The organism is Streptomyces sp. NPDC093225 (assembly GCF_044753805.1).
Taxonomy (GTDB): domain Bacteria; phylum Actinomycetota; class Actinomycetes; order Streptomycetales; family Streptomycetaceae; genus Streptomyces.
This window is the reverse complement of sequence record NZ_JBIVNX010000005.1, coordinates 197409-222990: the sequence shown is the minus strand read 5'-3', so window position 1 is coordinate 222990 and position 25582 is coordinate 197409. Positions and strand designations below refer to the sequence as shown.

Below are 25582 nucleotides of genomic sequence, written 5' to 3'. Positions count from 1 at the left end.
GGGGGCCGCCCGTGCGGCCGGGCGGCGGCGTGGTGCGGTGGGGCGGGTGCGGCGTCGGGAGCCGCCCCGGCGACGTCCGTGGCCCGCGCTCCGCGCCGTGACGGCCCGTCGGGGACCTCCCTCCTCGGTGCGGACGGGTCTTCCGGTACGGAGGGGACGTGCGGCACGGACGGGACTCCCGGCACGGACAACCCCGGACGGCCGGGCCGTCCGGGGTTGCGGGGCGGAACCGGGTCTACCTGCAGGCGCGCCCGGAGTTGATGCAGCGCACCGCGAAGTCCATCAGGCGGTTCGACATCACGTTGATGAAGTCGCCGTGGTCGGTGACGGGCTTGTGCAGCTGCTCCGGGAAGCTGTCCACGGCGATCCGGGAACCCGGCGGCACGCGGTAGACGATCCGCTGCACCAGCTGCGGGATGGCGGTGAAGCCGTTGCCGCAGCGGCCGCCGCGGTCCGCGAAGGCCACGTGGGTGCGGTGGTTGGCGCTGTCGATGTTGCGCCCGTCCCAGCAGCTCTGGAAGGAGAAGGTGCGCACCACGTCGCTGCCCGTCGGGCAGATGGGGTACTTGTCCTTGAGCTGGCGGTCCTCGAATCCGGTGCAGCTCCAGGACGCGTTGGCGTTGCCCGGCCCGTTGGTGAACGCCTTGGCGTCACCGGTGATGATGCGCAGGAAGCGGGGCATGGCGGTCACCCTGGACACGGGGCTGCCCTTGAACTGCAGGGTCACCTGGCGCGGCCGCTGGATGGTGCCGACGTTCGCGTCCTGGCCGCCGCCGGGGGCGTTCACGTCCCGCTCGGCGCGGCCGTCACGCAGCCGTAGCACGGGCCAGTAGTAGGTCGACTTGTCGCCGTTGCTGCAGGTGGTGCCGGCGGCGGCGAGGGTGTCGTTGCTGGAGAAGGCGTCGGTGGCGAGGTTTCCGACGTAGTCGTGCATGTGGTGGGCGCCGTTGCTGACACCGGGGGCGACGATGACGTTGTCGGGGTTGAAGTGGCCGTTCTCGTTGCGCCCGCAGAAGACGGTGAGGGAACCGTTGGACGCACCGGACTGGAGGGCCGGGCGCCGCACGTTGGGCCGTACGGCGGTGATCGGCACGAAGTCGCGGCGGCTCGGGCCGCCCCTGCTGCGCCGCTCCGACGTCCCCTGCTGCTGCGCCGCGGCGTCGCCGGTGGACGCGCCGGCGTTGTCCGGCGTGGCGGCGGCGCCGTTCGCGGGCGCCGCCGCGTCGGCGGGGTCGGCGGGAGTGCGGCTGATCGAGCAGGAGCTCATCCGCTGCAGTTCGCCGGGGCGCCGGGTGAAGTCGCCGATGGCGTCGGCCACCCGGTCGATGGACCCGTCGCGCTGCTGCTCCAACCGGCCGAGGAGCGCCTGCTCCGAGGCGCGACCGGTGGCGAGGTCGCGGTAGGCGTCGGCGAGTTGGGTGTCCAGGTCGGCGAGGTTGCGGTCCACGGCGGCGCGCGCCTGGTCGGGTACGGCGGTCAGCCGGTCGCCCACGTCGGGGCAGTCGATGGTGGCGGTGACGACCTGGGCGCCGTTCCCGGCGCGGCCCGCACCGTCGTTGGAGGTGATGCCGGCGGAGGCCTGCTGGGCGACCACGGCGACGGCGCCGGCGCCCAGGGCCAGGGTGGCGACGAGGGCGAGGCCCTTGCGGGACAACCGGGTGCGCTTGTGGCCCTGTTGTCGACTCATTCGATCACTTCACTTCGTCAGGGGGGCGGTTGGAAGGGTGGCCGAGGACCCGGGTGCGCCGGGGGCGGGGCTGGGGTCGACGAGCGCCTCGAAGTCGACCAGGCCGGTGTCCTCCAGGACCGTCATGTGGTCCAGCACCGTGGCGTTGGCCGTGGTGGCCAGGGCGCGCACCATGGAGTTGCGGGTGTTGGCCCGCACCAGCGCCACGAGGGCGAAGACCTTGCCGTGCGCGGCGCGCACCAGCTGGACGAACCGCCGTTCGTAGGCGTCGCCCTGCAGTTGGTCGAGTTCGGAGAGCCAGCCCTGCTGCTGCTCGCTGGGCTGGGTGGGCAGGTCCAGGCCGAGGGCCTGGCCCACCTCGATGTCCCGCCGGTCGAGGTCGCTGTGGCCCATGACGAGGTGGTCGCCGGCCGTGCGGATGCTGGCGCGGCGGCCGCGCTGCTGGGCCTGGCGGCCGGCCGGGCCTTCCCACAGGCCGGCCAGCCGCACCTTGCGCACGAAGTCCCGGTCCTGGGCGGTGAGCGGCCCGTACGGCGTGCTCAGGGTGCCGAGGCCGTCGTCGCCCGACGCGGCCGCCGCCGATGCGGCGGTCGGCCGGGCGCCGAACGAGTCGACGGGGACCAGCAGGGCCAGCAACGTCAGTGCCAGCGCGCCGATGACGAGACCGCCGGCAAGGGTGTGTCGGGTGGCGTCCGGCAGGGACCGTAGACGCTGGGGCAGCACGCATCCTCCTCGCTCCGAGTGCCGGGAGGCGGGCGGGCGTCGAGTGGTACGACCGACGGCACCGCTCGGGCGGTGCGCGGACCCGCGTTCCCGGGGGTGCGACGGGACGCTAGTGCCGTATCCGGTGGCCGCGCGGCAAGTGCATCACCATCGGACAAACATCCGGGCGGTACCCCGCAAGGCTGCTACAGTCCCGTGCGCGCGGTCCGACCGCCCGTCCTGCCCGCCGTCGCGCCCGCGCTCGGGCCCGCGCTCACGCGTGCGTTCGTGTGTCCGACCGGGCGTCGGGCCGTGCGGCGCGGTCGGGAGAGCACGAAGGTGACGCTGATCAGCAGCCCCCACGAGAGCCACTTGGACAGGGCCACCGGCTGCCAGGCCACCGCCTGCGAAGGGTACGTCCAGGCGCCCAGGTAGGTGGCGACGTTCTCGGCCACCCACAGGAAGAACCCGATCAGCGCGAAGGCCACGGCCAACGGCATCCGGTGCCGGCGCTCCCCCACCCGGTACGTCACCCACGTGCCGGCCGTCACCGCGAGCAGCAGCGCGCCGAGCACCCAGCGGAGGTCGGTGAACCAGTGGTGGGTGAGGAAGTTGGCGTAGAGGGCCGCGGCCACCGCGGCGGTCGCGCGGGGCCGGTAGCCGGTCAGGCCGAGGTCGAACAGCCGCCAGGCGCGGCAGACGTAGCTGCCGACGGCCGCGTACATGAACCCGCCGTACAGCGGCACCCCGGCGACCTTGGTGAGCGCGTCCTCGGGATAGCTCCACGAGCCCACCCGGACCTTGACCAGCTCGAAGAGCAGCCCGAGCAGGTGGCAGAGGGCGATCACCGCGGCCTCGCCCCGGGTCTCCCAGCGGAGCACGAGGAAGCCGGCGGTCAGCAGGATCCCGTACGCGAGCAGCAGGTCGTACCGCGCCACCGGCAGCGGCGGGAGGAGGGTGGAAGCGGCCATGCCGCAGAAGAGCGCGGCGGCGAAGAGGCAGCAGCGCACCTGCGTCCACCCGAAGAGCAGCAGCTGCCGCCCCCACGCACCGGCCGCCGCCCCGATCCCCGTTCCGGTCGTCCCCATGCAGGTCATGACGGCCCACCGGCCCGCCCGGTTGCGCCGCACGCCGTCCCCGCCCGGCGCCGCCGACCCCCGTACACCGTCCCCGCCCGGCGCCGCCGACCCCGCGTCCGCGCCGCCCCGGAGCGGGTTTCGGCCACGATCGGGACGGAACGGACTCCTCCGTGCCCACGTGGACAGCATCCCCCCATGTCGAAGACCACCCGCTGGCTGCTCGTGGCCGCCGCCGTCGTCTGGAGCGTGTTCGCCTACCAGTGGATGGACGTCGGCTGCGACGTCCCCAAGGCCTACCTCGCGGTCCTCCGCTACGGCACCCCCGAGGGCCTGGAGTTCCTCCCGGCCTGCCACGGCTGACCGCGGACGACTCCGACCTCCGGCAGAGGGGACCCGGGACGTCCTCTGCCTTTCGGCAGAGGTCGGATCGGTCCGCAGGCGCACGCCCGGCGGGATCGCGGCATCGATACTGGTCGGCGTGGATCGTGCTCGTCTCCTCCCCCGTCCCCTCCCGCGTCCGGCGCCGCCCCGACCGTTCCGGGGCGTCGTGCGTTCCCTGGCCGGGACGGTCGGGGCGGTGGGCGCGGGGCTGGGGGTGTGGGCCGCGGTCGGGCACCTCGGGCTCCTGCCGCACGTGTACCTGCAGCTGCCGGCGCTCGCCGTCGGCGGCGCGCTCTTCCCGCTGCGGCGCCGGTTCCCGACGGCCGTGCCGCTCGTGCTGGCCGTGCTCACCGGTCTGGCGTTCTGCGTCGGTCCGGTCACCGCGGCGACGGCGTACGGCACGGCACGGCGTACGGCACGGGCGCGCCGGCGCGCCCGCCTGCTGGCCGCCGCCGGGGCCCTGGTCGTGGTGGCCGCGACGGTGTCCGCGCCCTGGCTCGGCCCGGGCTCCGTCGCGTACGGGCTGGCGCTGGGCCTGGTCCTCACGCCGACCGCCGTGATCGTCCCGGGGCTCGTCGGCACGGCGGACGGGCAGCAGCGGCGGCTGGTGCGCGCGCTGCGCGAGCGCGGGGACGCGGCGGAACGGGCCCGGCGGCTGGCCGACAGCGAGGCCCGCATCCACGAGCGGTCGCGGATCGCCGCGGAGATGCACGACCTGGTGGGCCACCGGCTCAGCCTGATCTCCCTGCACGCCGGCGGGCTGGAACTGGCCCTGGCCGGGGCCGACCCGGAGCTGCGCGAGGAGGCCGTCCTCGTCCGGCGGACCACGCGCGACGCGATGCGGGAGCTGCGCCAGGCCCTGGGCGTGCTCGGCCCGCTCGGCCGCGACACCGGGTCCGAGGCGCTCACCCCCGCCACCGGCACCCGGGCCGACGTCGAGGCGCTGGTGGCCGGGTCCCGGGACGGCGGCGTCGCGGTGCGCCTGGACTGGACGGGCCCGGACCTCGACGCGCGGCCGGCGCCGGTACGGCGCGCCGTGCACCGGGTGGTGCGGGAGGCCCTGACGAACGTCCACCGCTATGCGAGCACCGCCCACGTCACCGTGGTGGTGGCGCACGACGACGAGACCGTACGGATCTCCGTCCGCAACGGCGCCACGCCCCCCGCGGCCGCGGCACCCGCCGGGAGCGTGGGCACCGGCCGCGGGCTGACCGGCCTGCGGGAGCGGGTGGAACTGCTGGGCGGGACCTTCGCGGCCGCCCCGCTGCCGACCGGCGGGTTCCTCGTGGACGCCCGGCTGCCGACCGAGCCCGGCGACGCCCCCGCCGGGCCGGCCGACCGCCCGTCCGTGCCGACGGACCGCCCGGGCGCCGGGCCGGCGGATCCGTACGGGGCGGTCGGCCGGGACGGTGCGGACGCCGACCACGGCGGGCCCGCACCGCGGCGCCGTACCGCGCACCTGCTCACGCTCGCCCTCGGCCTGGGCGCGCTGTCGGTGCTCATGGCCCTCGGGGCCGCCTTCGTGTACGCCACCGCCCCGCACCAGGAGGCCGGGCCGCCCCCGCTCCCCCGGGTCGGCATGACCTACGACGAGGTGAGGGGGTCCGGTGTCCTGGACAACGCGGCGGTCCGGGCCGCGGCCACCGGTCACGAACCGCCCCGGCCCGCCGGCACGGCCGGCTGCGTCTACCCGTTCACCGGCGCCACCGAGGCCCGCCCCGGCGGCCTGACCGTGGCCCGCTACTGCTTCGACGCCGCGCAGCGGCTCATCGCCATCGACCGCTTCACCGTCCCGTCGGTCCGGGACGCCGCACCCTGGGAGACCCCGTGACCGAGTCCGCGCGGCCGATCCGCGTCCTGCTCGCCGACGACGAGACCATGATCCGGACCGGCGTCCGTCTGATCCTCCGGCACGCCGAGGGCATCGACGTCGTCGCCGAGGCCCCGGACGGCCGGCGCGCCGTCGAACTGGCCGCCGAGCACCACCCCGACGTGGTGCTGCTGGACGTCCGCATGCCGGTCTGCGACGGGCTGGCCGCGATCGCGCCGCTGCTGGCGCTCGATCCCGCGCCGCGGGTGGTGATGCTGACGACCTTCGGCGACGACGACAACGTCGTGCGGGCCCTGCGCGAAGGGGCCACGGGCTTCCTGCTGAAGGACGAGGGACCGCAGGAGCTGATCAGCGCGGTACGGGCGGCCGCGGCCGGTGACGCCGTGCTCTCCCCCGGCGTCACCGGGGCCGTGATCTCCCGGATGCTGCGCGCCGCCGACCCGGTCGGCGGCGCGGGCCCGGACGAGCGCATCGCCCGGCTCACCGGCCGCGAGCGGGAGGTGCTGGCGATGCTGGGCGAGGGACTGTCGAACCAGGACATCGCCACGCGGCTGGGCATCGGGACCGGCACGGTGAAGACGCACGTGGGCGCGATCCTGGACAAGACCGGCTCGGCGAGCAGGGTCCAGGCCGCTCTGCTGGCCCACCGGACCGGCCTGGCCACCTGACGCCCGGTCGGGCCCGGCTCCGGGGCCGGTGCACGCCGCCCCGCCTCTGTCCTTCGGCAGAGCCCGGCGGGCCGGGACTGCCCTTTCGGCAGAGTCCGACTACCGCCTCCGGGGCGATGTTTCCGCAGTTCAGCGCAGTGAGGATGGATGCGTCCCCAGGCCCGCGGCACCGTGCGCGGGCCCTCGCAACCCAGGCGGAGCACCCATGTCGCAGACCTTCCCCTCCCCCCGCGCAGCCGGCGCCTCCGGCGGAGCCGTCCCCGCGCCCGTGGAGCCGGCCGCCCGCGCGTCGGGCCTGACCAAGACGTACGGGAAGGGCGAGACCGGGGTGACCGCGCTGGACGCCGTGTCGGTGGACTTCGCCCGGGGCCGGTTCACCGCCGTCATGGGGCCCTCCGGCTCGGGCAAGTCCACGCTGATGCACTGCATGGCGGGCCTGGACACGGTGAGTTCCGGCTCGGCCCGGATCGGCGGCGTCGAGCTGTCGGCCCTGAACGACCGTCAACTCACGCGACTGCGGCGGGAGAAGGTCGGGTTCGTGTTCCAGGGCTTCAACCTGCTGCCCACCCTCACGGCCCTGGAGAACATCACGCTGCCGCTGCGGCTGGCCGGGCGTCGGCCCGACACCGCCTGGCTGGACACCGTCGTCGCCACCGTCGGACTCGCGGGCCGGCTCGCGCACCGCCCCGCCCAGCTCTCGGGCGGCCAGCAGCAGCGCGTCGCCGTGGCGCGGGCCCTGGTCTCCCGCCCGGAGATCGTGTTCGCGGACGAGCCGACCGGGAACCTCGACTCCCGTGCCGGCGCCGAGGTGCTCGGCTTCCTGCGCGACTCCGTGCGGGAGCTCGGCCAGACCGTCGTGATGGTCACCCACGACCCGGTGGCCGCCGCCCACGCCGACCGGGTGGTGTTCCTCGCCGACGGCCGCCTGGTGGACGAGCTGTACGAACCGACCTCCGGTGCCGTCCTGGACCGGATGCTCGCGTTCGACGCCCAGGGCCGCGCCTCCTGACCGCGCCGGTCGCCGTCCGCCCGTACTCCTCCAGCCTCCGAAAGCCCACCATGCTGCGAACAGCCCTGCGCAACGTCCTCGCGCACAAGGCCCGTCTGGCCATGACCGTCCTCGCGGTCTGCCTCGGGGTCGCGTTCATCTCCGGCTCGCTCGTCTTCGCCGACTCCACCACCGCCGCCTACCGCGCCTCCCTCGCGAAGGACTACGCCGGCATCGCGGTCGTCATCGAGCCGACGTACCCGCCCGGTGCCCCGGCGGACCGGCGCCGCTCCCCCCTCGACGACGCCCTCGTGGCCCGGCTCGCCGCCGTGCCCGGGGTCGCCGTCGCCCGTCCGGTCCTCGACGGCTCCGTCACCCTGGCCGCCAAGGACGGCGAGCCCCTGCGCGCCGACGACGCCATGGGCAGGCTGGCGGCCGGGTACCTCCCCGGCGCCGACGGCACCGACCCCCGCCACCCGCTGACCGCCGGCCGGGCGCCGCGCTCGGCCGGCGAGGTGGCCCTGGACCGCGGCAGCGCGACGGCCGGCGGGTACGCCCTGGGCGACACCGTCACGCTGGCCGGCGACGGCCCGGTCCTGCGGATGCGGCTGGTCGGCCTGGTCGGCACGCACGACACCCGTGTCACCTCGGGCGGCACCCTCGCGGTGTTCGACAGGTCCACCGCCCGGAGGCTGTTCGACGCCCCGGGCGGGTACACCGGGATCGACCTGTCCGCCGCCCCGGGGACCTACCCGGTCGAACTCGCCGAGCGGGTCGGCCCGCTGCTGCCGGCCGGCCGCGCGGAGGCGGTCACCGCGACCGCGCTGGCGAACCAGCAGTCGGTGTACGTCGACACCAGGACGAGCAGCTACGCCAGGCTGCCGCTGGTCTTCGCCGTGGTGTCGCTCTTCATCGGCTCGTTCCTGATCATCAACACCTTCGGCATGCTCGTCACCCGCCGCTCCCGGGAGATCGCGCTGCTCCGCGCCGTCGGCGCCACCCGCCGCCAGGTGGTCCGCTCGGTGCTGGCCGAGGCCGCCCTGGTCGGCCTCATCGCCTCCGCCCTGGGGTTCGTCCTCGGGCTCGGCGTCGCCACCGTGCTGCCGGACGTCCTCGGCACCGGTGACGACCTGCTGCCGCGGGGGCCCCTCGTGATCGGCCCGGCCCCGGCGTCGGCCTCCCTCGCCGTCGGCGTCGGCGTCACCGTCCTGGCCGCGTGGTTGCCGTCCCGCCGGGCCGCCCGGATCGCGCCCGTCGCCGCCATGCGCTCCGCCGGCCTGCCGCCGGCCGCGGCGCCGTCCCGGCTGCGGGGCGCGATCGGCGCGGCGCTGCTCGTCCTCGGGGCCGGTCTGCTGCTCTCGTTGGGCGGCGCGAAGGACGCCTCGGACGACAACCTCCGTACCGCACTGCTGGGTTGCGGGGTCCTCGTGACCGGTCTGATCGTGCTGGCCCCGCTGCTGGCGGGCCCGGTGATCCGCCTGTTCGGCCGGTTCACCGCCCGGTCGGGGATCGTGGGCGGCCTCGCTCGGGACAACGCGCTGCGGGATCCGCGGCGTACGGCCGCCACCGCGGTGGCCCTGATGATCAGCACCGCGCTGGTCTCCGGACTGGCCGTGATCGACCACTCCTCCGCCCGGGCCCTGGACGCCCAGGCGGCCGCCGGTCTGAGCGCCGACTTCGTCATCAGCACCCGCAACGCCACCACTGCCATCGACGCGGCCGCCGTCCGGCGGGTCGCCGCCGTGCCCGGTGTCGCGACCGCGTCCGCCGTCGCGGACTCCACCCTCTCCACCGGCGCGCTCGCCCGGGAGGTCTCGGGGGTCGACCCGAGGACCGTGGGGGACGTCATGCGGCTCCGCTTCACCAGCGGCTCCGCCGCGGACGTCGGACCGGGCCGGATCGCGGTGTCCACCGGCTTCGCCCGCGAGAACCGGATCGGCACGGGCAGCCGGATCCGGGCCGGCATCGGCCCCGGCCAGGGCGACGGCGACCGGGACCGGACCTACACCGTCGTCGGCGTGTACGAGGACAACCCGACCGCACGGGACGTGCTGGCCGACCGCGGTGACGTCCAGCGGTACGGCTTCGTGCGCGGGTCCGTCCAGCGCGTCCTGGTGCGCGCCGACGCCGCCACCGGCGCCGGATCCGCGGACCTGGCGCGGCGGCTGCGGGCCGCCGTCGACCACAGCCCCCTGCTGAAGGTCCAGGACCGGGCCCAGCTCGTCCGGGAACAGGCCGGGGTCGCCGGCGACCTGATCACCATGGTCTTCGGGCTGCTCGCCGTCGGCGTGGTCATCTCCGCACTCGGCATGGTGAACACGCTGGCCATGTCGGTTTCCGAACGCACCCGGGAGATCGGGGTCCTGCGCGCGATCGGCCTGGACCGCGCCGGTGTCCGCCGCATGATCCGCCTGGAGTCCCTGGCCGTCGCCGGCTACGGCACGCTGCTGGGCCTGGCGGCCGGCCTGTTCGGGGCGTGGCGGGTCAGCGGTCTCGCCAACGGGGCCGTTCCGCAGTACGCGTTCGCCGTCCCCTGGGGCACGCTCGCCCTGGTCGTCGCCGCCTCCCTGGCCGTCGGTGCCGCGGCCGCGGCACTGCCCGCCCGGCGGGCCGCGGCGCTCGGCCCGCTGCGGGCCGTGGCCGCCTCCTGACCCGCATCACGTCCGCACCCGCTCGGCCCGCCGGGCCGGCTCGGCTCCGGTGCCCCGCCCCCGTACGGACCTGGGCGGGGCACCGGAGCCGTCACCGGTCCCCGGAGGCCAGGATGTCGGCCGCGCGCTCGCGCATCTCGACCTTGCGCACCTTGCCCGTGACGGTCATCGGGAACTCCTCGACCACGTGCACGTAGCGCGGGATCTTGAAGTGGGCGAGCCTGCCGGTGCAGTAGGCCCGGACGTCGTCCGCCGTCAGGGGGGCGGCGCCCTCGCGCATCCGGATCCAGGCCATCAGCTCCTCGCCGTACGTGGCGTCGGGCACGCCGATGACCTGGACGTCGAGGACGTCCGGATGACCGTGCAGGAACTCCTCGATCTCGCGCGGGTAGAGGTTCTCGCCGCCCCGGATCACCATGTCCTTGATCCGGCCGGTGATGCTCAGGTACCCGTCCGCGTCCATCACGGCCAGGTCGCCGGTGTGCATCCAGCGGCCGGCGTCCACCGCCTCCGCGGTCTGCGCGGGGTCCGCCCAGTAGCCGAGCATCACCGAGTAGCCCCGGGTGCACAGTTCGCCCGGGACCCCGCGCGGCACGGTCCGGCCGGTTCCCGGATCGACCACCTTGACCTCCAGGTGGGGGCCGACCCGCCCGACCGTGGAGACCCGGCGCTCGACGGAGTCGTCCACCCGGGTCTGCGTCGAGACCGGCGAGGTCTCCGTCATCCCGTAGCAGATCGACACCTCCGCCATCCCCATCCGGTCGATCACCTGGCGCATCACCTCCACGGGGCAGGGCGAGCCGGCCATGATTCCGGTCCGGAGGCTGGACAGGTCGTAGGAGTCGAACGACGGCTCGGCCAGCTCGGCGATGAACATCGTCGGCACCCCGTACAGCGACGTGCACGACTCCGCCTCGACGGCGGCCAGGGTGGCGGCCGGCTCGAAGGACGGCGCCGGGATCACCATGGCCGCGCCGTGACTGGTGCAGGCGAGGTTCCCCATGACCATCCCGAAGCAGTGGTAGAAGGGCACCGGGATGCACACCCGGTCGTGCTCGGTGTAGTGCAGCAGCTCGCCCACGAAATAGCCGTTGTTGAGGATGTTGTGGTGGGAGAGGGTGGCGCCCTTGGGGAAGCCCGTGGTGCCGGAGGTGTACTGGATGTTCACCGCGTCGTCCGGGCCCAACTCGGCCTGGGCCCGGGCCAGTCGCTCCGGATCCGGGGCGGTCCGGCCGCGGTCGAGCAGCTTGTCCCACTCGGGGCCGTCGAGCAGCGTGACGAACTCCAGGTCCGGGCAGCGGGGCCGGACCTCCTCGATCATCGCGGCGTAGTGGGAGGACTTGAAGCGCTCGGCGGCCACCAGCATCCGCATCCCCGACTGACCCAGCACGTACTCGAGTTCGTGCGCCCGGTAGGCCGGGTTGACCGTGACGAGGATCGCGCCGATCTTGGCGGTGGCGTACTGGGTGATCGTCCACTCGGCGCGGTTGGGCGCCCAGATGCCGACGCGGTCGCCGCGTACGACGCCCAGTTCCAGCAGCCCGAGGGCGAGGGCGTTCACGTCGGCGGCCAGCTGCGCGTACGTCCACCGGCGCCCGGCCGCCCGGTCCACGAGCGCGTCGCGGTCGGGGAAGCGGGCGGCGGTGCGGTCGAAGTTCGCCCCGATCGTGTCACCGAGCAACGGCGCCGCCGAGGTGCCGGAGGCGTAGCTGGGCTCGACCGGTGCGGTGGACCGGGGGGTGGTGGGCTGCTCGGACACGCGGTGTCTCCCTGTCGGAGTCGGGTTCGGGCACGTGCGGGGCGGCGGCCGCCGCGCGGGGTGGGCGGGCGGTCCCGCCGTGATCCTTGCAGGCGGGGGGCCGGTGCGGGAGGGGTTCGGCGCTCGTCTCCCGGTCGCATCGCTCGTGCGTCGTACCATCGCCGCATGGCCGACTCCGCGTACGGGATCACCACCGGGGCCGTGGCACGGCTCCTCGGCGTGTCGCCCACGACCCTGCGTTCGTGGGAGCGCCGCTACGGCATCGGTCCGGCCGCCGTGCGGCAGGAGGGCCGGCACCGCAGGTGGACGCCCCGCGACATCGCGGAGCTGGAGGAGATGTGCCGGCTCACCGCGTCCGGCGTGCCGCCGGCGGAGGCGGCCCGGGCCGCGCTCGGCGGGCGGTCGGCGCCCGGTGCCGGGTCCGGGTCCGGGGACGTCGGCGGTGCCGGTGACGCGGACGTCGGCGACGCCCGTGACGCGGCCGGTCCCGGTGGCGTCCGGCGTACCGGTGATGGACGGGGTACCGGCACCGGGTCGGAGCGCCGGGGCGGGGGCGCGGGCGGGCTCGTCCCGGGTGACGTGCGGCAGGAGTGCCGCGGTCTGGCCCGGGCGGCGGTACGGCTGGACGCGCCGGCCCTGGACGAACTGCTGCACGGCGTCGTGGCGCGGCACGGTCTGGTGACCGCGTGGGAGGAGGTCATGGCCCCGACGCTGCACGCGGTGGGACGCAAGTGGGAGACCGCCGGCGACCGGTACGTGGAGGTCGAGCACCTGCTGTCCTGGCACGTCTCGACCGCCCTGCGGCGGGCGGCGTCCCGGCCACGACCGGTCACGCGGACCGGTGAGGACGGTGCCGGTGACGGCCCCGGGCGGGGGCCCGGTGCCGGGAACGGGTACGGGGGCGGGGGCGGGGCCGCACCGGTCCTCCTGGCCTGCGTACCGTCCGAGCAGCACACCCTGGCGCTGGAGGCCCTCGCGGCGGGCCTGACCGAACGCGGGCTGCCGGCCCGGATGTTCGGGGCCGCCGTGCCGGCGGAGGCGCTGGACGCCGCCGTGCGGCGGACCGGGCCGGCGGCCGTGGTGCTGTGGTCCCAGGCGCGTTCCACCGCGAGCCGGGCGCTGGCCCGGGCCGTGGCCGCCGGCGGGTTCGGCGTGCGCGGGGCCCGGACCCGGCCGGTGGTGCTCCTCGCGGGGCCGGGCTGGGCGGGCCGGACACCGGATCCGGGGATGGCCCGCCCCGCCTCGCTGGGCGAGGCCCTCGACGTCCTGGGCCGCCTCTACCCTTCGGGCGGCCCGTCGGGCGCCGGGCGCTGAGGCGCGTCGCCGGTCCCTCCCGAGGGCGCGGAGCCGTCCCGTGCGGCGGGTTCCAGGCCGCGGCGGAGCCGGCCGAGGCCGCGCCGGACGTGGCTCTTGACGGTGCCGAGCGGCAGGCCGGTGTGCTGGGCGACCTGGACCTGCGTCAGGTCGCAGAGGTAGGCGAGGGCGAGGACGCGCCGCTGCTCGTACGGCAGCCGGGCCAGCTCCCGGTCGAGCGTCAGGCGGTCGAGCACGGCGTCCGGTCCGCCGTGGTCCGTGCCGGTGGGGCCGGCTTCGGTGAGGTGCGCGGCGGTCGCAGCGACGAGCAGGGCGTTGCGCCGGGTCCGGGCGGAGAGCGCGTCGGCGGTCTTCTTGCGGGCGATCCCGACCAGCCAGCCGGCGAGCGGGCCGCGTTCGGGCCGGTAGCCGGCGCGGCCGCGCCAGGCGGCGAGGAAGACCTGCTGGGTGACGTCCTCGGCCTCGCGCGCGTCGCCGAGGGCGCGGGCGGCGAGGGCATGGACCAGGCCGCCCCAGCGGCGGTACGCCTCGCCGAGACAGTGCTCGTCATCCCGCAGCAGCCCCGCTCCGAGGTCGTCGTCGGTGGGGACGGGGCCGGCGGTGGCTCCACCGGCGGAGGACGTCGGCCCGCAGGCGGACGTCGAGCCACAGGCGGACGTCGGCGCGGGCCCGGACGTCGGCCCGACGGTCCCGGGCCGCGCGTCGGTCCGGGGCGGGGCGTCGGTCCGGGGCAGGGCGTCGGTCCGGGGCAGGGCGTCGGTCCGGGGCGGGGCGGGGTTCGGCACGCGGGTGCGCGGTGGGGCGGCTGCCGGGGCGGGCATGGCGGTTGCTCTTCCTCTGCCGGGCCCCGGGCGGGCGCGGGGCTGCGGACGGGACGTCGCCGGGGCCCGCGGGCGGTCGGGCCCCGGCCCCCTCAGCCTCCGGGGCGGGGACGGACCCCCACCACTCGCACCGTTCGTGCACCGTTTGGTGCGGGGCGACCGCTCACGCCCCGCCCCGCGCCGCCCGGAAGCGGGCCAGACCGTCCCCCAGTTCCACCACCGGTTGCGGGTAGTCCGCGCACGCGGCCCGGTCCGGGGCGGGCATCTTCCACGGCTCGTGCACGAACCGCACCGGTACGTCGGCCAGTTCGGGCACCCAGCGGCGGACGTACGCGCCGTACGGGTCGTACCGCTTGCCCTGCAGCACGGGGTTGAGGACCCGGTTCGGGCGGGTGTCGGTGCCCGTGCCCGCCACCCACTGCCAGTTCAGCTGGTTGTTCGCCACGTCCCCGTCCACGAGGAGGTCGAGGAAGTGGCGGGCGCCCTCGCGCCAGTCCACGTACAGCGTCTTGGCGAGGAACGAGGCCGCCAGCAACCGGCCCCGGTTGTGCATCCAGCCCTCGTGCGCGAGCTGGCGCATCGCCGCGTCGACCACCGGGTAGCCGGTCCGGCCCGCCCGCCACGCCCGCAGGTCCGCCTCGGCGTCCCGGCCCCGGCGCCAGTGGTCGTGCCGTGGCCGGTAGTCCTCGGCGGCGGTTTCCGGGCGCGCGGCGAGCACCTGGTGGTGGAAGTCCCGCCAGCACAGCTGCCGTACGAACGCCTCGGCGCCGGGCCCGCCCCGCGCGCGGGCCCGGTGCACCAGCTCGGCCGCGGACAGCGCGCCGAAGTGCAGGTACGGGGAGAGCCGGGAGGTGGCGTCACCGGCCAGGTCGTCGTGGCGCTCCTCGTACGCGTCGGCGTGGCGGGCGAGCCACGCCGTGAGCGCCTTGCGGCCCTCCCGCTCGCCCCCCGCCGCCAGCCCCTCGGACACGGCGGGGACCGCGCCGCGGTCGGGGAGCGGATCGGACGGTACGTGCGCGGGGACCCGGATCCTGCGCGGCGCCGCGAGCGGGGTGCGCAGGACCTGCGCGGACCACCGCCGGTGGTACGGCGTGAAGACGGCGAAGTGGTCCGAGCCGCTCGGGGTCACCGCCCCGGGCGGCAGGGCGGTGACGACGCCGTCGTGGACGTACAGCCGCCGCCCCTCGGCTTCGAGGGCGCGCCGCAGCCGCTCCTCGCGGTGGCGGGCGAAGGCGCTGCACCCGGCGGCCATGTGCACGGTGTCGGCCTCGGCCTCGCGTACGACGCGGACGACCTCGGCCACCGTGTCGCCGCTACGGACGACCAGCCGGCCCCCGCGCTCGTGCAGGCCCGCGTCGAGGTCGCCGAGGCAGTCGGCGAGGAAGGCGAGCCGGTTGGGGGCGGCGAACCCGGCCTTGTCGACGGCGGGGTCGCGGACGAACAGGGGGACGACCTCCTGCGCGGAGTCGAGGGCGGCGCGCAGCGGCGGATGGTCGTGCAGCCGGAGGTCCGAGGTGAACAGGACGAGCGAGACGTTCATGGCGCCACTCCTGGGCGGGCGGGGGCCCACCCGGGCACGGCACCGGCCCGCCCCGGCGGGTGCGGGCGGGACGGTGCGGGCGCCGGGCGGGCGCGTCACTGGCGGTTCCGTCCCTGTCTTCGGCGCCCGACCCGCCGGCGGATGCACCCGTGCGGGAGGAATTCCGGACGCGGCGCCCCCCTCAGGAGCCCTGCGCGGAGGGGCCGGCCGGCCGTACCAGGGCCGTCCACGAGCCGGGCTCGGCGGGCGGTTCCCACACGACCTCGACGCGGGCGCCGTGGACGTCGTGGACGAGCTCCGTCAGCATCGCGGCGGCGGCGCGGCGCGCCTCCTCGGGCGCGGCGCCGACCGGTACGTCCGCCAGGCGCCCGCACAGCGATCCGCCGTCCCGGGTCCGGATCGCGTGGCGCCAGCCGCCGGCGGTCTCCAGGAGGAGGAGCCCCGTGGGCATCGGGAACGGGGGCTTCGCCTTCTTGTGTCGCCTCGCCATGCGCCCATCCAACACGGTGCCCCGGACGCCGCCGGTGGCCGGGGGCCGGCCGGGCCGGACGAGGCGGCGGCTCGCGGGGCGGCGCCGGGGCTGCCGTGCGGGTCGGGGGCGGGCCGCGCGCTGGTAAAATGGCGGCACGCTTCGACCATCGGGGCCCGTACCCAGGGGGTACGGGCCCCGATGCGTTTCGGCCGCAACCCGCAGGAAGGTTCCCCCATGAACGCGCACGCGTCAGCCGCCGACGACTCCGGCGCCACCGAGGCCACGCCCGTCGACGTCGACGGCGTCGCCGCAGGTGCCGAGGCAGCGGACGGGGCGGAATCCGTGTCGTTCGCCGACCTGGGGCTGCCGGCGGCGCTCCTGGAGTCCCTGACCGGCCTCGGCGTGACCCGGCCGTTCCCCGTCCAGGCGGCCGCGCTGCCCGCCGGGCTGGCCGGCCACGACGTACTGGGCCGGGCCCGGACCGGATCCGGCAAGACCCTGGCCTTCGGCCTCCCGCTGCTCGCCCGGACGGCCGCGCGCCGCGCGGCGGCGGCGAAGCGGCCGCACGCCCTGGTCCTCGTACCGACCCGGGAGCTCGCGCAGCAGGTCGCCGACGCGCTGGCACCGCACGCCCGGGCGCTCGGCGTCCGGGTGGCGACCGTGGTGGGCGGCCTGTCCATCGGGCAGCAGGCCAAGGAGCTGCGGGCCGGCGCCGAGGTGGTCATCGCCACCCCGGGCCGACTGGCCGACCTGGTCGACCGCCGGGACTGCGCCCTCGACGCCGTACGGATCACGGTCCTGGACGAGGCGGACCGGATGTGCGACATGGGCTTCGGCCCCCAGGTGACGCGGCTCCTCGACCAGGTGCGCCCCGACGGCCAGCGGATGCTGTTCTCGGCCACCCTCGACGGCGAGGTCGACGGCCTGGTGCAGCGGTACCTGGTCGACTCCGTCCTCGCCGCGGTCGACGGGGCGGACGACGTCCCGGTGGACGGCGCGGAGGCGGTGGAGCACCACCTCCTCCAGGTCCAGACGACGGAGAAGTACGTCGTGGCCGCGCAGATCGCGGCCCGTGAGGGCCGGGTGCTGATGTTCCTGGCCTCGAAGGCCGGCGTGGACCGGTTCACCCGCGAGCTGCGGGCCGCCGGCGTCAAGGCGGCCGCGCTGCACAGCGGGAAGTCGCAGCCGCTGCGCACCCACACCCTCGAGCAGTTCCGGACCGGCGCGGTGAACGTGCTGGTGGCGACCGACGTGGCGGCCCGGGGCCTGCACGTCGAGGCGCTGGAGCTCGTCGTCAACGTGGACGCGCCCACGGACCCCAAGGACTACGTGCACCGCGGCGGCCGCACCGCGCGCGCCGGGGCGGGCGGCAGCGTGGTCACCCTCGTCACGCCGGGCCAGCGGCGCGACCTGAACCGCATGCTGACGGCGGCGGGGATCCGGGCCGTGGTCACGCCGGTCCGTCCGGGCGAGCCCGAGCTGGCCCGGATCACCGGCGCGCGGAGCCTTCCGGAGGCCGGCGACGCGGCCGCGCCGGCGGCCGGTCCCGCGAAGGGCCTCGGCGGCGACGGGACCCCGGGGGCGGCCGGCGGGTCCGGCCGGCCGGCGGGCCGCGGCCGGGGCGCGGAGCCCGCCAGGGGCGCCGGTTCGGGTGCGGGCCCCGGGTCCGGTTCGGGATCCGCTCCCGGTGCGGGCGGTCGCGACGCGGAGTCGGACCGGGCCCGCAAGGTGCCCTTCCGAGGCATGGGCAGCGGCGGCGGCCGTTCGGGCGGGCAGTCGCGCAAGTCCGCCGAGGCTCGGCAGCTGGCCGACGCGCGGAAGGCCGCCCGGGTCCGCAAGGGCCGCTGAGCTCCGGGAGGGGGACGCGCGACCCGCGCACCCCGCCGGGTACGCCGCACGCGCCGGGACCAGGGGCGGGTCACCGGCACCGGCGGCCCTCCGGCCCCGCGCACGCCGCCCGTGGCCCCGATGCGCCCGCGCCCGCGTCGGCCCGGCCCATGCGGGTAGCCGCGGGGACATGAGCTACGTACACCAGGGTGAAGGCTTCACCCGCGACAGCCGCTACCTCACCACCCGCGTCACCGCGGACGGGCGCGACGGCTTCCCCGTGGAGGCCGGCCGCTACCGGCTCGTGGTCAGCCGCGCCTGCCCCTGGGCGAGCCGCGCGGTGACCGTGCGGCGCCTCCTCGGCCTGGAGCGGGCGCTGCCCATGGCCATCGCCGGGCCGGTCCACGACGAGCGCAGCTGGACGTTCGACCTCGATCCCGGCGGACGGGACCCGGTGCTCGGGATCGCGCGCCTCCGGGAGGCCTACCTCGCCCGCGACCCGGGCTACGACCGGGGCATCACGGTGCCGGCGGTCGTGGACACGACGACCGGCGAGGTCGTGACCAACGACTTCGCGCAGCTCACGATCGACCTCTCGCTGGAGTGGGCCGCGCACCACAGGCCCGGTGCTCCGGCCCTGTACCCGCCCGCGCTGCGGTCCGAGATCGACGCGGTGAACGCGGTGGTGTACGAGGACGTGAACAACGGCGTCTACCGGGCCGGGTTCGCCGGCTCGCAGTCCGCGTACGCCGAGGCGTACGCCGCGCTGTTCGCCCGGCTCCACCGGCTGTCGGACCGGCTCGCGGGGTCGCGCTACCTGGTCGGCGACACGATCACCGAGGCGGACGTACGGCTCTTCATGACGCTGGTGCGCTTCGACGCCGTGTACCACGGCCACTTCAAGTGCAACGCGCACAAGCTGAGCGAGATGCCGGTGCTGTGGGCCTACGCGCGGGACCTGTTCCAGACCCCGGGCTTCGGCGACACCGTGGACTTCGACCACATCAAACGGCACTACTACGTGGTGCACTCCGACATCAACCCGACGGGCATCGTGCCCGCGGGTCCGGACCTGTCGGACTGGCTGGTCCCGCACGGCCGCGGCGCGCTGGGCGGACGGCCCTTCGGGGACGGCGGCCCGCCGGGACCGGTGGCCCCCGGGGAGGCTGTACCGGCCGCCCACACCCCGTGGGGCCTGGGCTCGGCCGGCGTGCCGGGCACCGGGGCCGACCGGGTGCCCGCCGCGGTCGCGGGCCGGCCGGCCCGCCGGTGACCCCCGGCGCGGCCCGCCGGTGGTCCGTGCGCCGACGCGCCCCGGGCCGCCGTCAGCCGTCAGCCGTCAGCCGTCAGCCGTCAGCCGTCAGCCGAGCCAGCCCGCCGTCATGCCGACGACCGCGGAGCCGTCCAGATCGGCGAGCTTGGTGCCGACGAACTCCCGCGCCCAGTCGGAGGTCTGGATGCGGAAGGCCGGCTCGTCCGCCGTCAGCGCAGCGACGATCGGGGCGGCCGCCTCCTGCGGGGTCTGGGGCGTGCTGAAGGACTTCATGGCGTGGTCGACGTAGCCGTGCAGGGCCTGTCCGTACGGGCCCGCCGCCTCGACCATCGCCGGCACGTCGAGGCCGATGTTGGTGACGAACTCGCTGGCCACCGCGCCCGGCTCCACCACGCTCACGCGGACGCCGACCGTCGCCGCGACCGGGGCGAGCGCCTCCATGAAGCCCTCGACGGCGAACTTGGCGGCGCAGTAGGCCTCGTTGAAGGGCTGGCCGATCACGCCGCCGACGCTGGTGACGCTGATCAGCCGGCCCCGGGAGGCGCGCAGGTGCGGGAGGGCGGCGCGGGTCACGGCGACGACGCCGAAGAAGTTCACCTCCATGGTGGCGCGGACGTCCTCGAGGGTGCCCTGCTCGATGGTGGCGACGTGGCCGGCGCCCGCGTTGTTGACCACGGCGTCGAGGCGGCCGTACTCGGCGACGACCTCGGCGATGCAGGCCACGGCCGCCGCCTCGTCCGTCACGTCCAGCTTCTTGATGTGGACCCGGTCGGCGACGCCGGCCTCGGCGGCGGCCGCGCGCAGCGCGTCGGCATTGACCAGGTTGCGCATGGTCGCCACGGTCGTCCAGCCGGCACCGGCCGCGGCCACGGCCGCCGCCAGGCCGATCCCGGAGGACGCTCCGGTGATCAGGACGATCTGGTCGGTGGTCTCGGTGGAGCGGGTGGTCCCGGTCGTCGCGCTCATGGGTGGCCTCATTCCAGTCACATGCGATCAAATACGGCACACATTGTTTGCGTGCACACGCACACACCATAGAGATGTGTGCGTGTGCACGCAAGCCCGGTAGGCTGGTCGCATGAGCCGTGACGACAACCTCGCCCTGGGCGACCTCACCGGCCGGGACCGCGCGTTCTACGGTCTGGTCTGGGCCGGTACGACCCTGACCGCGCGCGTGGACCAGGCACTGATACGCGGCCACGACCTGCCGCTCTCCTGGTTCGAGGTCATGCTGTGGCTGCGCGCGCAGCCCAAACCCGTCGCCCCCTCGTCACTCGGCGCCCGTACGCTGCTCAGCCGCAGCCAGGTCTCCCGCGTGGTCGACGCGCTCCAGGCCCGCGGCCTGGTCGAGCGCGTCCCCTCCCCCACCGACGCCCGCTCGGTGGGCATCGCGCTCACCCCCCAGGGGCACGAGGCCTACGCCGCGGCCGACGCCACCCGGCGGCGGGCCCTGGCCGAGGTCTTCGACGACCGGCTGGACGACGCGGACGTCGAGGCGCTCAACAGCGTCTGGGCCAAACTCAAGAAGCCGTCGGCGTAGCCGGCGGGACCACGGCGGGGAACGGCTCGTGCCGGGGCGGTCCGGCCGCGCTCCCGGACGGGCGACGGCTCCGCCCCCGGAGGTCGCGTAAGCTCGCCCCGTGGCGAAGTACTTCGACGTTCACCCGGACAACCCCCAGCGGCGCACGATCACGGGGGTCGCGGACATGATCCGCGGCGGCGCGCTCGTCGCCTACCCGACGGACTCCTGTTTCGCGCTCGGCTGCCAGCTCGGCAACCGCGAGGGCCTGGAGCGGATCCGCTCGATCCGCAGCCTCGGCGACAAGCACCACTTCACGCTCGTGTGCCAGAACTTCGCCCAGTTGGGCCAGCTCGTGCGGATCGACAACGCGGTCTTCCGCGCGGTCAAGGCGGCCACGCCCGGCCCGTACACCTTCATCCTCCCCGCCACCTCCGAGGTGCCGCGCCAGCTGCTGCACCCGAAGAAGAAGACGGTCGGCGTGCGCATCCCCGAGCACGCGGTGGCCCAGGCGCTGCTCGCCGAGCTGGGCGAGCCGCTGCTCTCCAGCACGCTGCTGCTCCCCGGCGAGGAGGAGCCCATGACCCAGGGGTGGGAGATCAAGGAGCGGCTCGACCACTCGCTCGACGCCGTGGTCGACTCCGGTGACTGCGGCACGCTCCCCACGACGGTCGTCGACTTCTCCGGCGGCGCGGCCGAGATCGTCCGGCGCGGCGCCGGCGACCCGGACCGCTTCGAGTAACCGCCGCCGCTCGGCCCGTCCCGCAGCGCCGCCCCGTCGCCCGTACGGCCGCACGCGGGCGTGTCCCCGGTCCCCCACCGACCCGGGAACGGATAGTCGGGGCAGGACGGGTGCCGCTCCGGCTGCCCGGTGGCCCGGCGGCCGGGTTTCCGCCGGCCGTGCGCGAGGCGGGAGTCGAACGCTCATGATGCTGATGGTGACGAGGGCCTCGGCGGCGGCACTGGGGCCGGTACTGGCGGCGGGCCTGGCGCTCGGACCGGCCGGCGCGGCCACCGCGGACCGGCCCGGTCCCGCGGCCGCGGCGCGGTCCACGCCGGTCGCCGCGAAGGCCGCGTACCCCACGGGGCAGGTCGACTCCCGGACCGGCCTGTACGTGCGCAGCCAGCCGACCGTCTACTCGACGGCGATCGCGACGCTGCGTCCGCAGCAGCGGGTGCTCCTCAACTGCCAGAAGCGCGGCGGCTTCGTCCAGGGCAATCCGGTCTGGTACCGGCTGCAGGGCGCCAAGGGCTGGGTGTCCGCACGCTACGTCCACAACCTCCAGCCCGTCAGGGCGTGCTGAGCCCGGGCCCCTGCCAGGTCATCAGGTTGCTGAACAGGTCGGCCTGTTCGAGTGCGTCGTCCAGCGCGTGGTGGGTGTGCCGGCGACGGGAGAGCAGGTGCCGGGGCATGGTGCCCTTGACGACCGCGCGCAGCGGGAGGCCGGCCTTGGCCGCGTAGAGCGTCTTCATGTCCAGGCAGCCGGAGTGGCCGAACGGGCTCGCCCCTGCGAAGCGCATCAGGTACCAGTACAGGAACGTCCAGTCGTACCCGGCCGGGTAGCCGCACATCACGGGCTGGGCGCCCGCCGCATCACTGACGTCGCACACCCAGGCGGTGAACTCCTCCATCGCCGCCTGGGGTTCGGCCCCCTCGACGCGTAGCCGCTCGCGGTCCAGCCCGCTCACGGCGAGCGCCTGCGGGACGAAGTCCGCACTGATCGGCCGCAGTTCGCGGTAGAAGGTGTTCTCCTCGGGGTCGGCTGCCGTGTAGCCCTCGGCGTCCTGGCGGCCGGCGACCGCCGCGCCGAAGCTGAGCATCGAATAGGGGCCGGGGATGGGTCCGTCGGCCTCGACGTCGACGGAGAAGTAGAGGCTGGGCTTGATCCTTCGCGCTGGTGCCATGCCGGTGAGCATCGCAGGCCACGGCCACCCGGCCCAGCGAATTACCCTTGGTCCGGGCCCGTTCCCGCGGGCCCGCACGCGGCGGGGAGGGCTTCGGGCATGGGCATGCGGCTGCACGGGGTGGGGCGACGGTACGGGGTGCGCGGCCCGTGGGTGCTGCGCGACGTCGACCTCGACCTGCCGGCCGGCGCGCTGGTGCGGATCGCGGGCGACAACGGCAGCGGCAAGTCGACGCTGGCCCGCATCGTCGCGGGAGTGGACGCCCCCACCCGCGGCCGGGTCACGGGCCGGCCGCGGACGGCCTACGTGCCCGAACGTTTCCCCGGGCACCTGCCGTTCACCGCGCGGGAGTACCTGGGTCACGTCGGCCGGGTGCACGGCCTGTCCGGGGCCGGGGCGGCCCGGGAGGGCGTGCGGTGGCTGGAGCGGCTGGGAGCGGGCGGCCACGCCGGCACACCGCTGCGGGAGTTGTCCAAGGGCAGCAGCCAGAAGGTGGCGCTGGCACAGGCGTTCCTCGCCCGGCCCGGGCTGCTGGTCCTGGACGAGGCCTGGACGGGACTGGACCGGGCCGCGCGCGACACCGTGGACCAGGCGGTGCGCGAGCGGGTGGCGGACGGAGCCACCGTGGTGTTCGTCGACCACAACCCCGGCGGTCTCGCCGGCGCACCCCACACGCTGCTCCGCGTCTCCGGCCTACGGGTGACCGGCACGTCCGTCGGCCCGGCGGAGGGGGCACCGGGCCCCCGGGTGACGGTACTGGCGCAGCACCCCGAGGGCGCGGGGGCGCCACCGCCCCCGCTGCCCGGGGCGCCCTCGGCCACCCGGCACGGGGACCGCCACCGCTTCCGGGTCGCGGCCCGTGACTCCGACGCCCTGTTGCGCGCCCTGCTCACCGCCGACCCGCCGTGGCACGTCCACGAGGTCACGGCACCGGAGGAGGCCGACCGGGGCCTGCCCGGTGCGACCGCGGGCCGGCCCCGGTACGACGACGGCCGCAGCGCACCCGGCGGCGCCCCCGCCCACGCCCTCGACCCGCACGCCCTTGACCGCGACGTGCACCGCACCCGTCCCGACGGGGAGAGGAACCACCCGTGACCGCCCTCGTCCGCTACCACTGCGCCCTCCTGCTGCGGTCCCACCGGTGGCTGCCGCCGGTCCTCGTCTACGCCGCCTTCCTCGTCATCGGCCTCCAGGCGGGCCAGCCCGTCCTCGACGGGTTCGGCTACGCGGCCGCGGCGCTCGTACCGGTCTCCGCGTGGCTCGTCCGGGTCTGCGTGACGGTCGAACCGCCCGCCGCGCGGCACGTCCTGACGGCGGCCGTCGGCCCGCGCCGCGCCCATCTGGCGTCCCTGGTCAGCGCCGCCGGAGCGTCGACCGTCGTGGGGCTGGCCGGCGCCGCGGTGATCGCGCTGTTCTCCGACGCCCGCTCCGGCGACCACCGGACCGCCGTACCCCTGGGAACCGCCACGCTGGCCGGCGTGTTGACGGCCCTGTGCTGCGTGCTGGCGGGCGTGGCGGTGGGGACCCTGACCAACCGTCCGCTGCTGCGCAGCCCGGCCTGGGGCATCCCCGTCGGAGCGGCGTCCGCACTGCTCCTCCTGGTGACGGGCGCGTCACCGGCGAACGCCGCCGTCGCCGGGATGGTCACCGGCTCCGCGCACGGGGTGGTGCACGTGCCCCTGTTCCCCCTGCTCGCCGCCGCTCTCGGCGCCGCGGGCGCGGTCGCGGTGGCCTGTGCGGTCAGCCCCTGGCGGGAGTGAGGCGGCCGACTGGCGGGAGCGAGGCGGCCGACTGGCGGGAGCGAGGCGGCCGACTGATAGGAAACTTTCTTGTCAGATACCGTTGTCGAGGCGGTCGGGGCGCGGATATGTTCGCCTCCTTCCCGGAACCCCTTCGACCGGAAGGCCCCCCATGCGTTTCGGACTTCCCGCCGGCCTGACCGCCCTCGCCCTCGGCGCGGCGGCCGCCCTGGCCCCCGCGGTCCCCTCCCCCGCCGCGGCCTCGACCCCGACGGCCGCCGCCGCGGCGGCCGTTCCCCCCGCCCCCGCCGCGTTCGCCCACCCGGGCGTCCTGAGCAGCCGGGCCCAACTGGACTTCGTGCGCGCGAAGGTGCAGGCCGGGCAGCAGCCGTGGAAGGCGGCGTACGACCAGATGCTCGCCGGGCCGTACGGTTCGCTCGCCCGAACGCCCAAGCCCCGCGCGGTCGTCGAGTGCGGCTCGTACTCCAACCCCGACCACGGCTGCTCGGACGAACGCCAGGACGCGATAGCGGCCTACACCCACGCACTCGCCTGGTACGTCAGCCGCGACCCGAAGTACGCCCGGAAGTCCATCGAGCTGATGGACGCGTGGTCGGCCGTCATCAAGGACCACACCAACAGCAACGCCCCGCTGCAGACCGGCTGGGCCGGCTCCACCTGGGCCCGGTCCGCCGAGCTCGTCAAGCACACCTACACCGGCGGCTGGCCGAACCGGGGCCGCTTCGCGACGATGCTGCGCACCGTGTACCTCCCCGAGGTGATCGACGGGCGGCCGAACAGCAACGGCAACTGGGAACTGATCATGATGGACGCGGCCGTCGGCATCTCCGTCCACCTGGACGACCGGGCGAGCTACGACAAGGCCATGGGCATCTACCTGGGCCGCGTGCCCGCGTACTTCTACCTGAAGTCCGACGGCGCCCAGCCGAAGTACCCGCCGCGGTCCGGCATCGACACGCGGGCCGAGCTGGTCGACTACTGGCACGGCCAGTCCACGTTCGTCGACGGGCTCGCCCAGGAGACGTGCCGGGACTTCGGCCACACGGGCATGGGCATCGCCGCCGCGATGCACGTCGCCGAGACCTCGCGGATCCAAGGGCGCGACCTCTACCCGGAGTTCAAGGACCGCTTCCGGCAGGCCCTCGGCTTCCACGCCCGCTACGAGCTCGGCGAGGCGGTGCCGTCCTGGCTGTGCGGCGGCACGCTGAAGCGGGGGCTGGGGCCGGCCACCGAGGTCGGCTACAACGCCCTGCACACCCGGCTGGGCGTCACCATGGACAGGACCCGCACGCTCACCGAGGGCCGTCGACCGGCCGGCACCGAGAACCACTTCGAGGCGTGGGAGACCCTCACCCACGCCGCCAACCCCAACTGACCCCCGACCGACCGGGGACCGGGTCCGGGC

The 25582-nt window shown here is 75.8% G+C and carries 23 protein-coding genes; 14 read left to right on the top strand and 9 right to left on the bottom strand.

Annotated elements, in window-relative coordinates:
* Positions 1 to 235 precede the first annotated feature (235 nt).
* From ACIQCH_RS07935 to ACIQCH_RS07925, 3 genes are all read right to left on the bottom strand, one after another.
* Positions 236 to 1687 (bottom strand): DUF1996 domain-containing protein, encoded by a 1452-nt coding sequence (locus ACIQCH_RS07935; protein ID WP_402579104.1) that lies wholly within the window; start codon positions 1685 to 1687, stop codon positions 236 to 238.
* 9 nt (positions 1688 to 1696) lie between these two features.
* On the bottom strand, positions 1697 to 2410 hold the full coding sequence (locus tag ACIQCH_RS07930) for a DUF4142 domain-containing protein (protein ID WP_402579102.1): 714 nt from the start codon (positions 2408 to 2410) through the stop codon (positions 1697 to 1699).
* 185 nt (positions 2411 to 2595) lie between these two features.
* Positions 2596 to 3477, bottom strand: coding sequence for a DUF817 domain-containing protein (locus ACIQCH_RS07925; RefSeq protein WP_402579100.1), 882 nt, complete (start codon positions 3475 to 3477; stop codon positions 2596 to 2598).
* 186 nt (positions 3478 to 3663) lie between these two features.
* On the opposite strand from ACIQCH_RS07925, the gene ACIQCH_RS07920 reads away from it, so the two are divergent.
* The 5 genes from ACIQCH_RS07920 (at position 3664) to ACIQCH_RS07900 (ending at position 9987) form a co-directional block, all read left to right on the top strand.
* Positions 3664 to 3828, top strand: a complete 165-nt coding sequence (locus ACIQCH_RS07920; protein ID WP_402579098.1) for a hypothetical protein — start codon at positions 3664 to 3666, stop codon at positions 3826 to 3828.
* A gap of 187 nt (positions 3829 to 4015) precedes the next feature.
* Positions 4016 to 5680 (top strand): sensor histidine kinase, encoded by a 1665-nt coding sequence (locus ACIQCH_RS07915; protein WP_402579096.1) that lies wholly within the window; start codon positions 4016 to 4018, stop codon positions 5678 to 5680.
* Positions 5677 to 6348 carry a response regulator gene (locus tag ACIQCH_RS07910; RefSeq protein WP_402579094.1) on the top strand — a complete coding sequence of 224 codons (672 nt, stop codon included), beginning with the start codon at positions 5677 to 5679 and terminating at the stop codon, positions 6346 to 6348. Before ACIQCH_RS07915 ends, ACIQCH_RS07910 begins: the two co-directional genes overlap by 4 nt.
* A 205-nt stretch (positions 6349 to 6553) precedes the next feature.
* Positions 6554 to 7357, top strand: a complete 804-nt coding sequence (locus ACIQCH_RS07905; protein WP_402579092.1) for an ABC transporter ATP-binding protein — start codon at positions 6554 to 6556, stop codon at positions 7355 to 7357.
* 50 nt (positions 7358 to 7407) lie between these two features.
* A complete protein-coding gene (locus ACIQCH_RS07900) occupies positions 7408 to 9987 on the top strand; it encodes an ABC transporter permease (RefSeq protein WP_402579090.1) in 2580 nt (859 codons plus the stop codon).
* 91 nt (positions 9988 to 10078) lie between these two features.
* Here the strand turns inward: ACIQCH_RS07900 and ACIQCH_RS07895 are convergent, their stop codons facing one another.
* Positions 10079 to 11746 (bottom strand): AMP-binding protein, encoded by a 1668-nt coding sequence (locus ACIQCH_RS07895; protein ID WP_402579088.1) that lies wholly within the window; start codon positions 11744 to 11746, stop codon positions 10079 to 10081.
* A 165-nt stretch (positions 11747 to 11911) separates the two neighbouring features.
* Between ACIQCH_RS07895 and ACIQCH_RS07890 the strand changes: the two genes are divergently transcribed.
* Positions 11912 to 13060: a MerR family transcriptional regulator gene (locus ACIQCH_RS07890; protein ID WP_402579086.1), complete on the top strand. Its 1149-nt coding sequence runs from the start codon at positions 11912 to 11914 to the stop codon at positions 13058 to 13060.
* On the opposite strand, the gene ACIQCH_RS07885 is transcribed toward ACIQCH_RS07890, so the two are convergent.
* The 3 genes from ACIQCH_RS07885 to ACIQCH_RS07875 form a co-directional block, all read right to left on the bottom strand.
* Positions 13024 to 13620, bottom strand: a complete 597-nt coding sequence (locus ACIQCH_RS07885; protein WP_402579169.1) for a sigma-70 family RNA polymerase sigma factor — start codon at positions 13618 to 13620, stop codon at positions 13024 to 13026. The genes ACIQCH_RS07890 and ACIQCH_RS07885 overlap by 37 nt on opposite strands.
* Before the next feature lie 424 nt (positions 13621 to 14044).
* On the bottom strand, positions 14045 to 15421 hold the full coding sequence (locus ACIQCH_RS07880) for a cryptochrome/photolyase family protein (protein ID WP_402579084.1): 1377 nt from the start codon (positions 15419 to 15421) through the stop codon (positions 14045 to 14047).
* A 181-nt stretch (positions 15422 to 15602) separates the two neighbouring features.
* The gene (locus ACIQCH_RS07875; RefSeq protein WP_402579082.1) at positions 15603 to 15911 is read right to left on the bottom strand and encodes a hypothetical protein; all 309 of its coding nucleotides are present in this window, start codon (positions 15909 to 15911) and stop codon (positions 15603 to 15605) included.
* A gap of 216 nt (positions 15912 to 16127) precedes the next feature.
* Here ACIQCH_RS07875 and ACIQCH_RS07870 point away from each other — a divergent pair, with 216 nt between their 5' ends.
* Both ACIQCH_RS07870 and ACIQCH_RS07865 read left to right on the top strand, forming a co-directional pair.
* Positions 16128 to 17741, top strand: a complete 1614-nt coding sequence (locus tag ACIQCH_RS07870) for a DEAD/DEAH box helicase (RefSeq protein ID WP_402579080.1) — start codon at positions 16128 to 16130, stop codon at positions 17739 to 17741.
* Between the two features lie 169 nt (positions 17742 to 17910).
* Positions 17911 to 18993 (top strand): glutathione S-transferase family protein, encoded by a 1083-nt coding sequence (locus tag ACIQCH_RS07865; protein ID WP_402579078.1) that lies wholly within the window; start codon positions 17911 to 17913, stop codon positions 18991 to 18993.
* Between the two features lie 87 nt (positions 18994 to 19080).
* Here the strand turns inward: ACIQCH_RS07865 and ACIQCH_RS07860 are convergent, their stop codons facing one another.
* Complete coding sequence (locus tag ACIQCH_RS07860) at positions 19081 to 19959, bottom strand: SDR family NAD(P)-dependent oxidoreductase (RefSeq protein ID WP_402579076.1); 879 nt, start codon at positions 19957 to 19959, stop codon at positions 19081 to 19083.
* A gap of 112 nt (positions 19960 to 20071) precedes the next feature.
* Between ACIQCH_RS07860 and ACIQCH_RS07855 the strand changes: the two genes are divergently transcribed.
* The 3 genes from ACIQCH_RS07855 (at position 20072) to ACIQCH_RS07845 (ending at position 21816) form a co-directional block, all read left to right on the top strand.
* The gene (locus ACIQCH_RS07855; protein ID WP_402579074.1) at positions 20072 to 20533 is read left to right on the top strand and encodes a MarR family winged helix-turn-helix transcriptional regulator; all 462 of its coding nucleotides are present in this window, start codon (positions 20072 to 20074) and stop codon (positions 20531 to 20533) included.
* Positions 20534 to 20633: 100 nt separating this feature from the next.
* Positions 20634 to 21254 (top strand): L-threonylcarbamoyladenylate synthase, encoded by a 621-nt coding sequence (locus tag ACIQCH_RS07850; protein ID WP_402579072.1) that lies wholly within the window; start codon positions 20634 to 20636, stop codon positions 21252 to 21254.
* Between the two features lie 184 nt (positions 21255 to 21438).
* A complete protein-coding gene (locus ACIQCH_RS07845) occupies positions 21439 to 21816 on the top strand; it encodes an SH3 domain-containing protein (RefSeq protein ID WP_402579070.1) in 378 nt (125 codons plus the stop codon).
* Here ACIQCH_RS07845 and ACIQCH_RS07840 read toward each other — a convergent pair.
* A complete protein-coding gene (locus ACIQCH_RS07840; protein ID WP_402579068.1) occupies positions 21803 to 22417 on the bottom strand; it encodes an exonuclease in 615 nt (204 codons plus the stop codon). The two genes, ACIQCH_RS07845 and ACIQCH_RS07840, sit on opposite strands and share 14 nt — an antisense overlap.
* Before the next feature lie 105 nt (positions 22418 to 22522).
* Here ACIQCH_RS07840 and ACIQCH_RS07835 point away from each other — a divergent pair, with 105 nt between their 5' ends.
* The 3 genes from ACIQCH_RS07835 to ACIQCH_RS07825 all read left to right on the top strand — a co-directional run bounded on the left by ACIQCH_RS07835 (position 22523) and on the right by ACIQCH_RS07825 (position 25552).
* Entirely contained in the window at positions 22523 to 23512 is a 990-nt protein-coding gene (locus ACIQCH_RS07835) for an ATP-binding cassette domain-containing protein (RefSeq protein ID WP_402579167.1), read from the top strand.
* Positions 23509 to 24177: an ABC transporter gene (locus ACIQCH_RS07830; RefSeq protein WP_402579066.1), complete on the top strand. Its 669-nt coding sequence runs from the start codon at positions 23509 to 23511 to the stop codon at positions 24175 to 24177. The genes ACIQCH_RS07835 and ACIQCH_RS07830 overlap by 4 nt, the downstream gene beginning before the upstream one ends.
* Before the next feature lie 151 nt (positions 24178 to 24328).
* Positions 24329 to 25552 (top strand): alginate lyase family protein, encoded by a 1224-nt coding sequence (locus ACIQCH_RS07825; protein WP_402579064.1) that lies wholly within the window; start codon positions 24329 to 24331, stop codon positions 25550 to 25552.
* Positions 25553 to 25582: the final 30 nt, after the last annotated feature.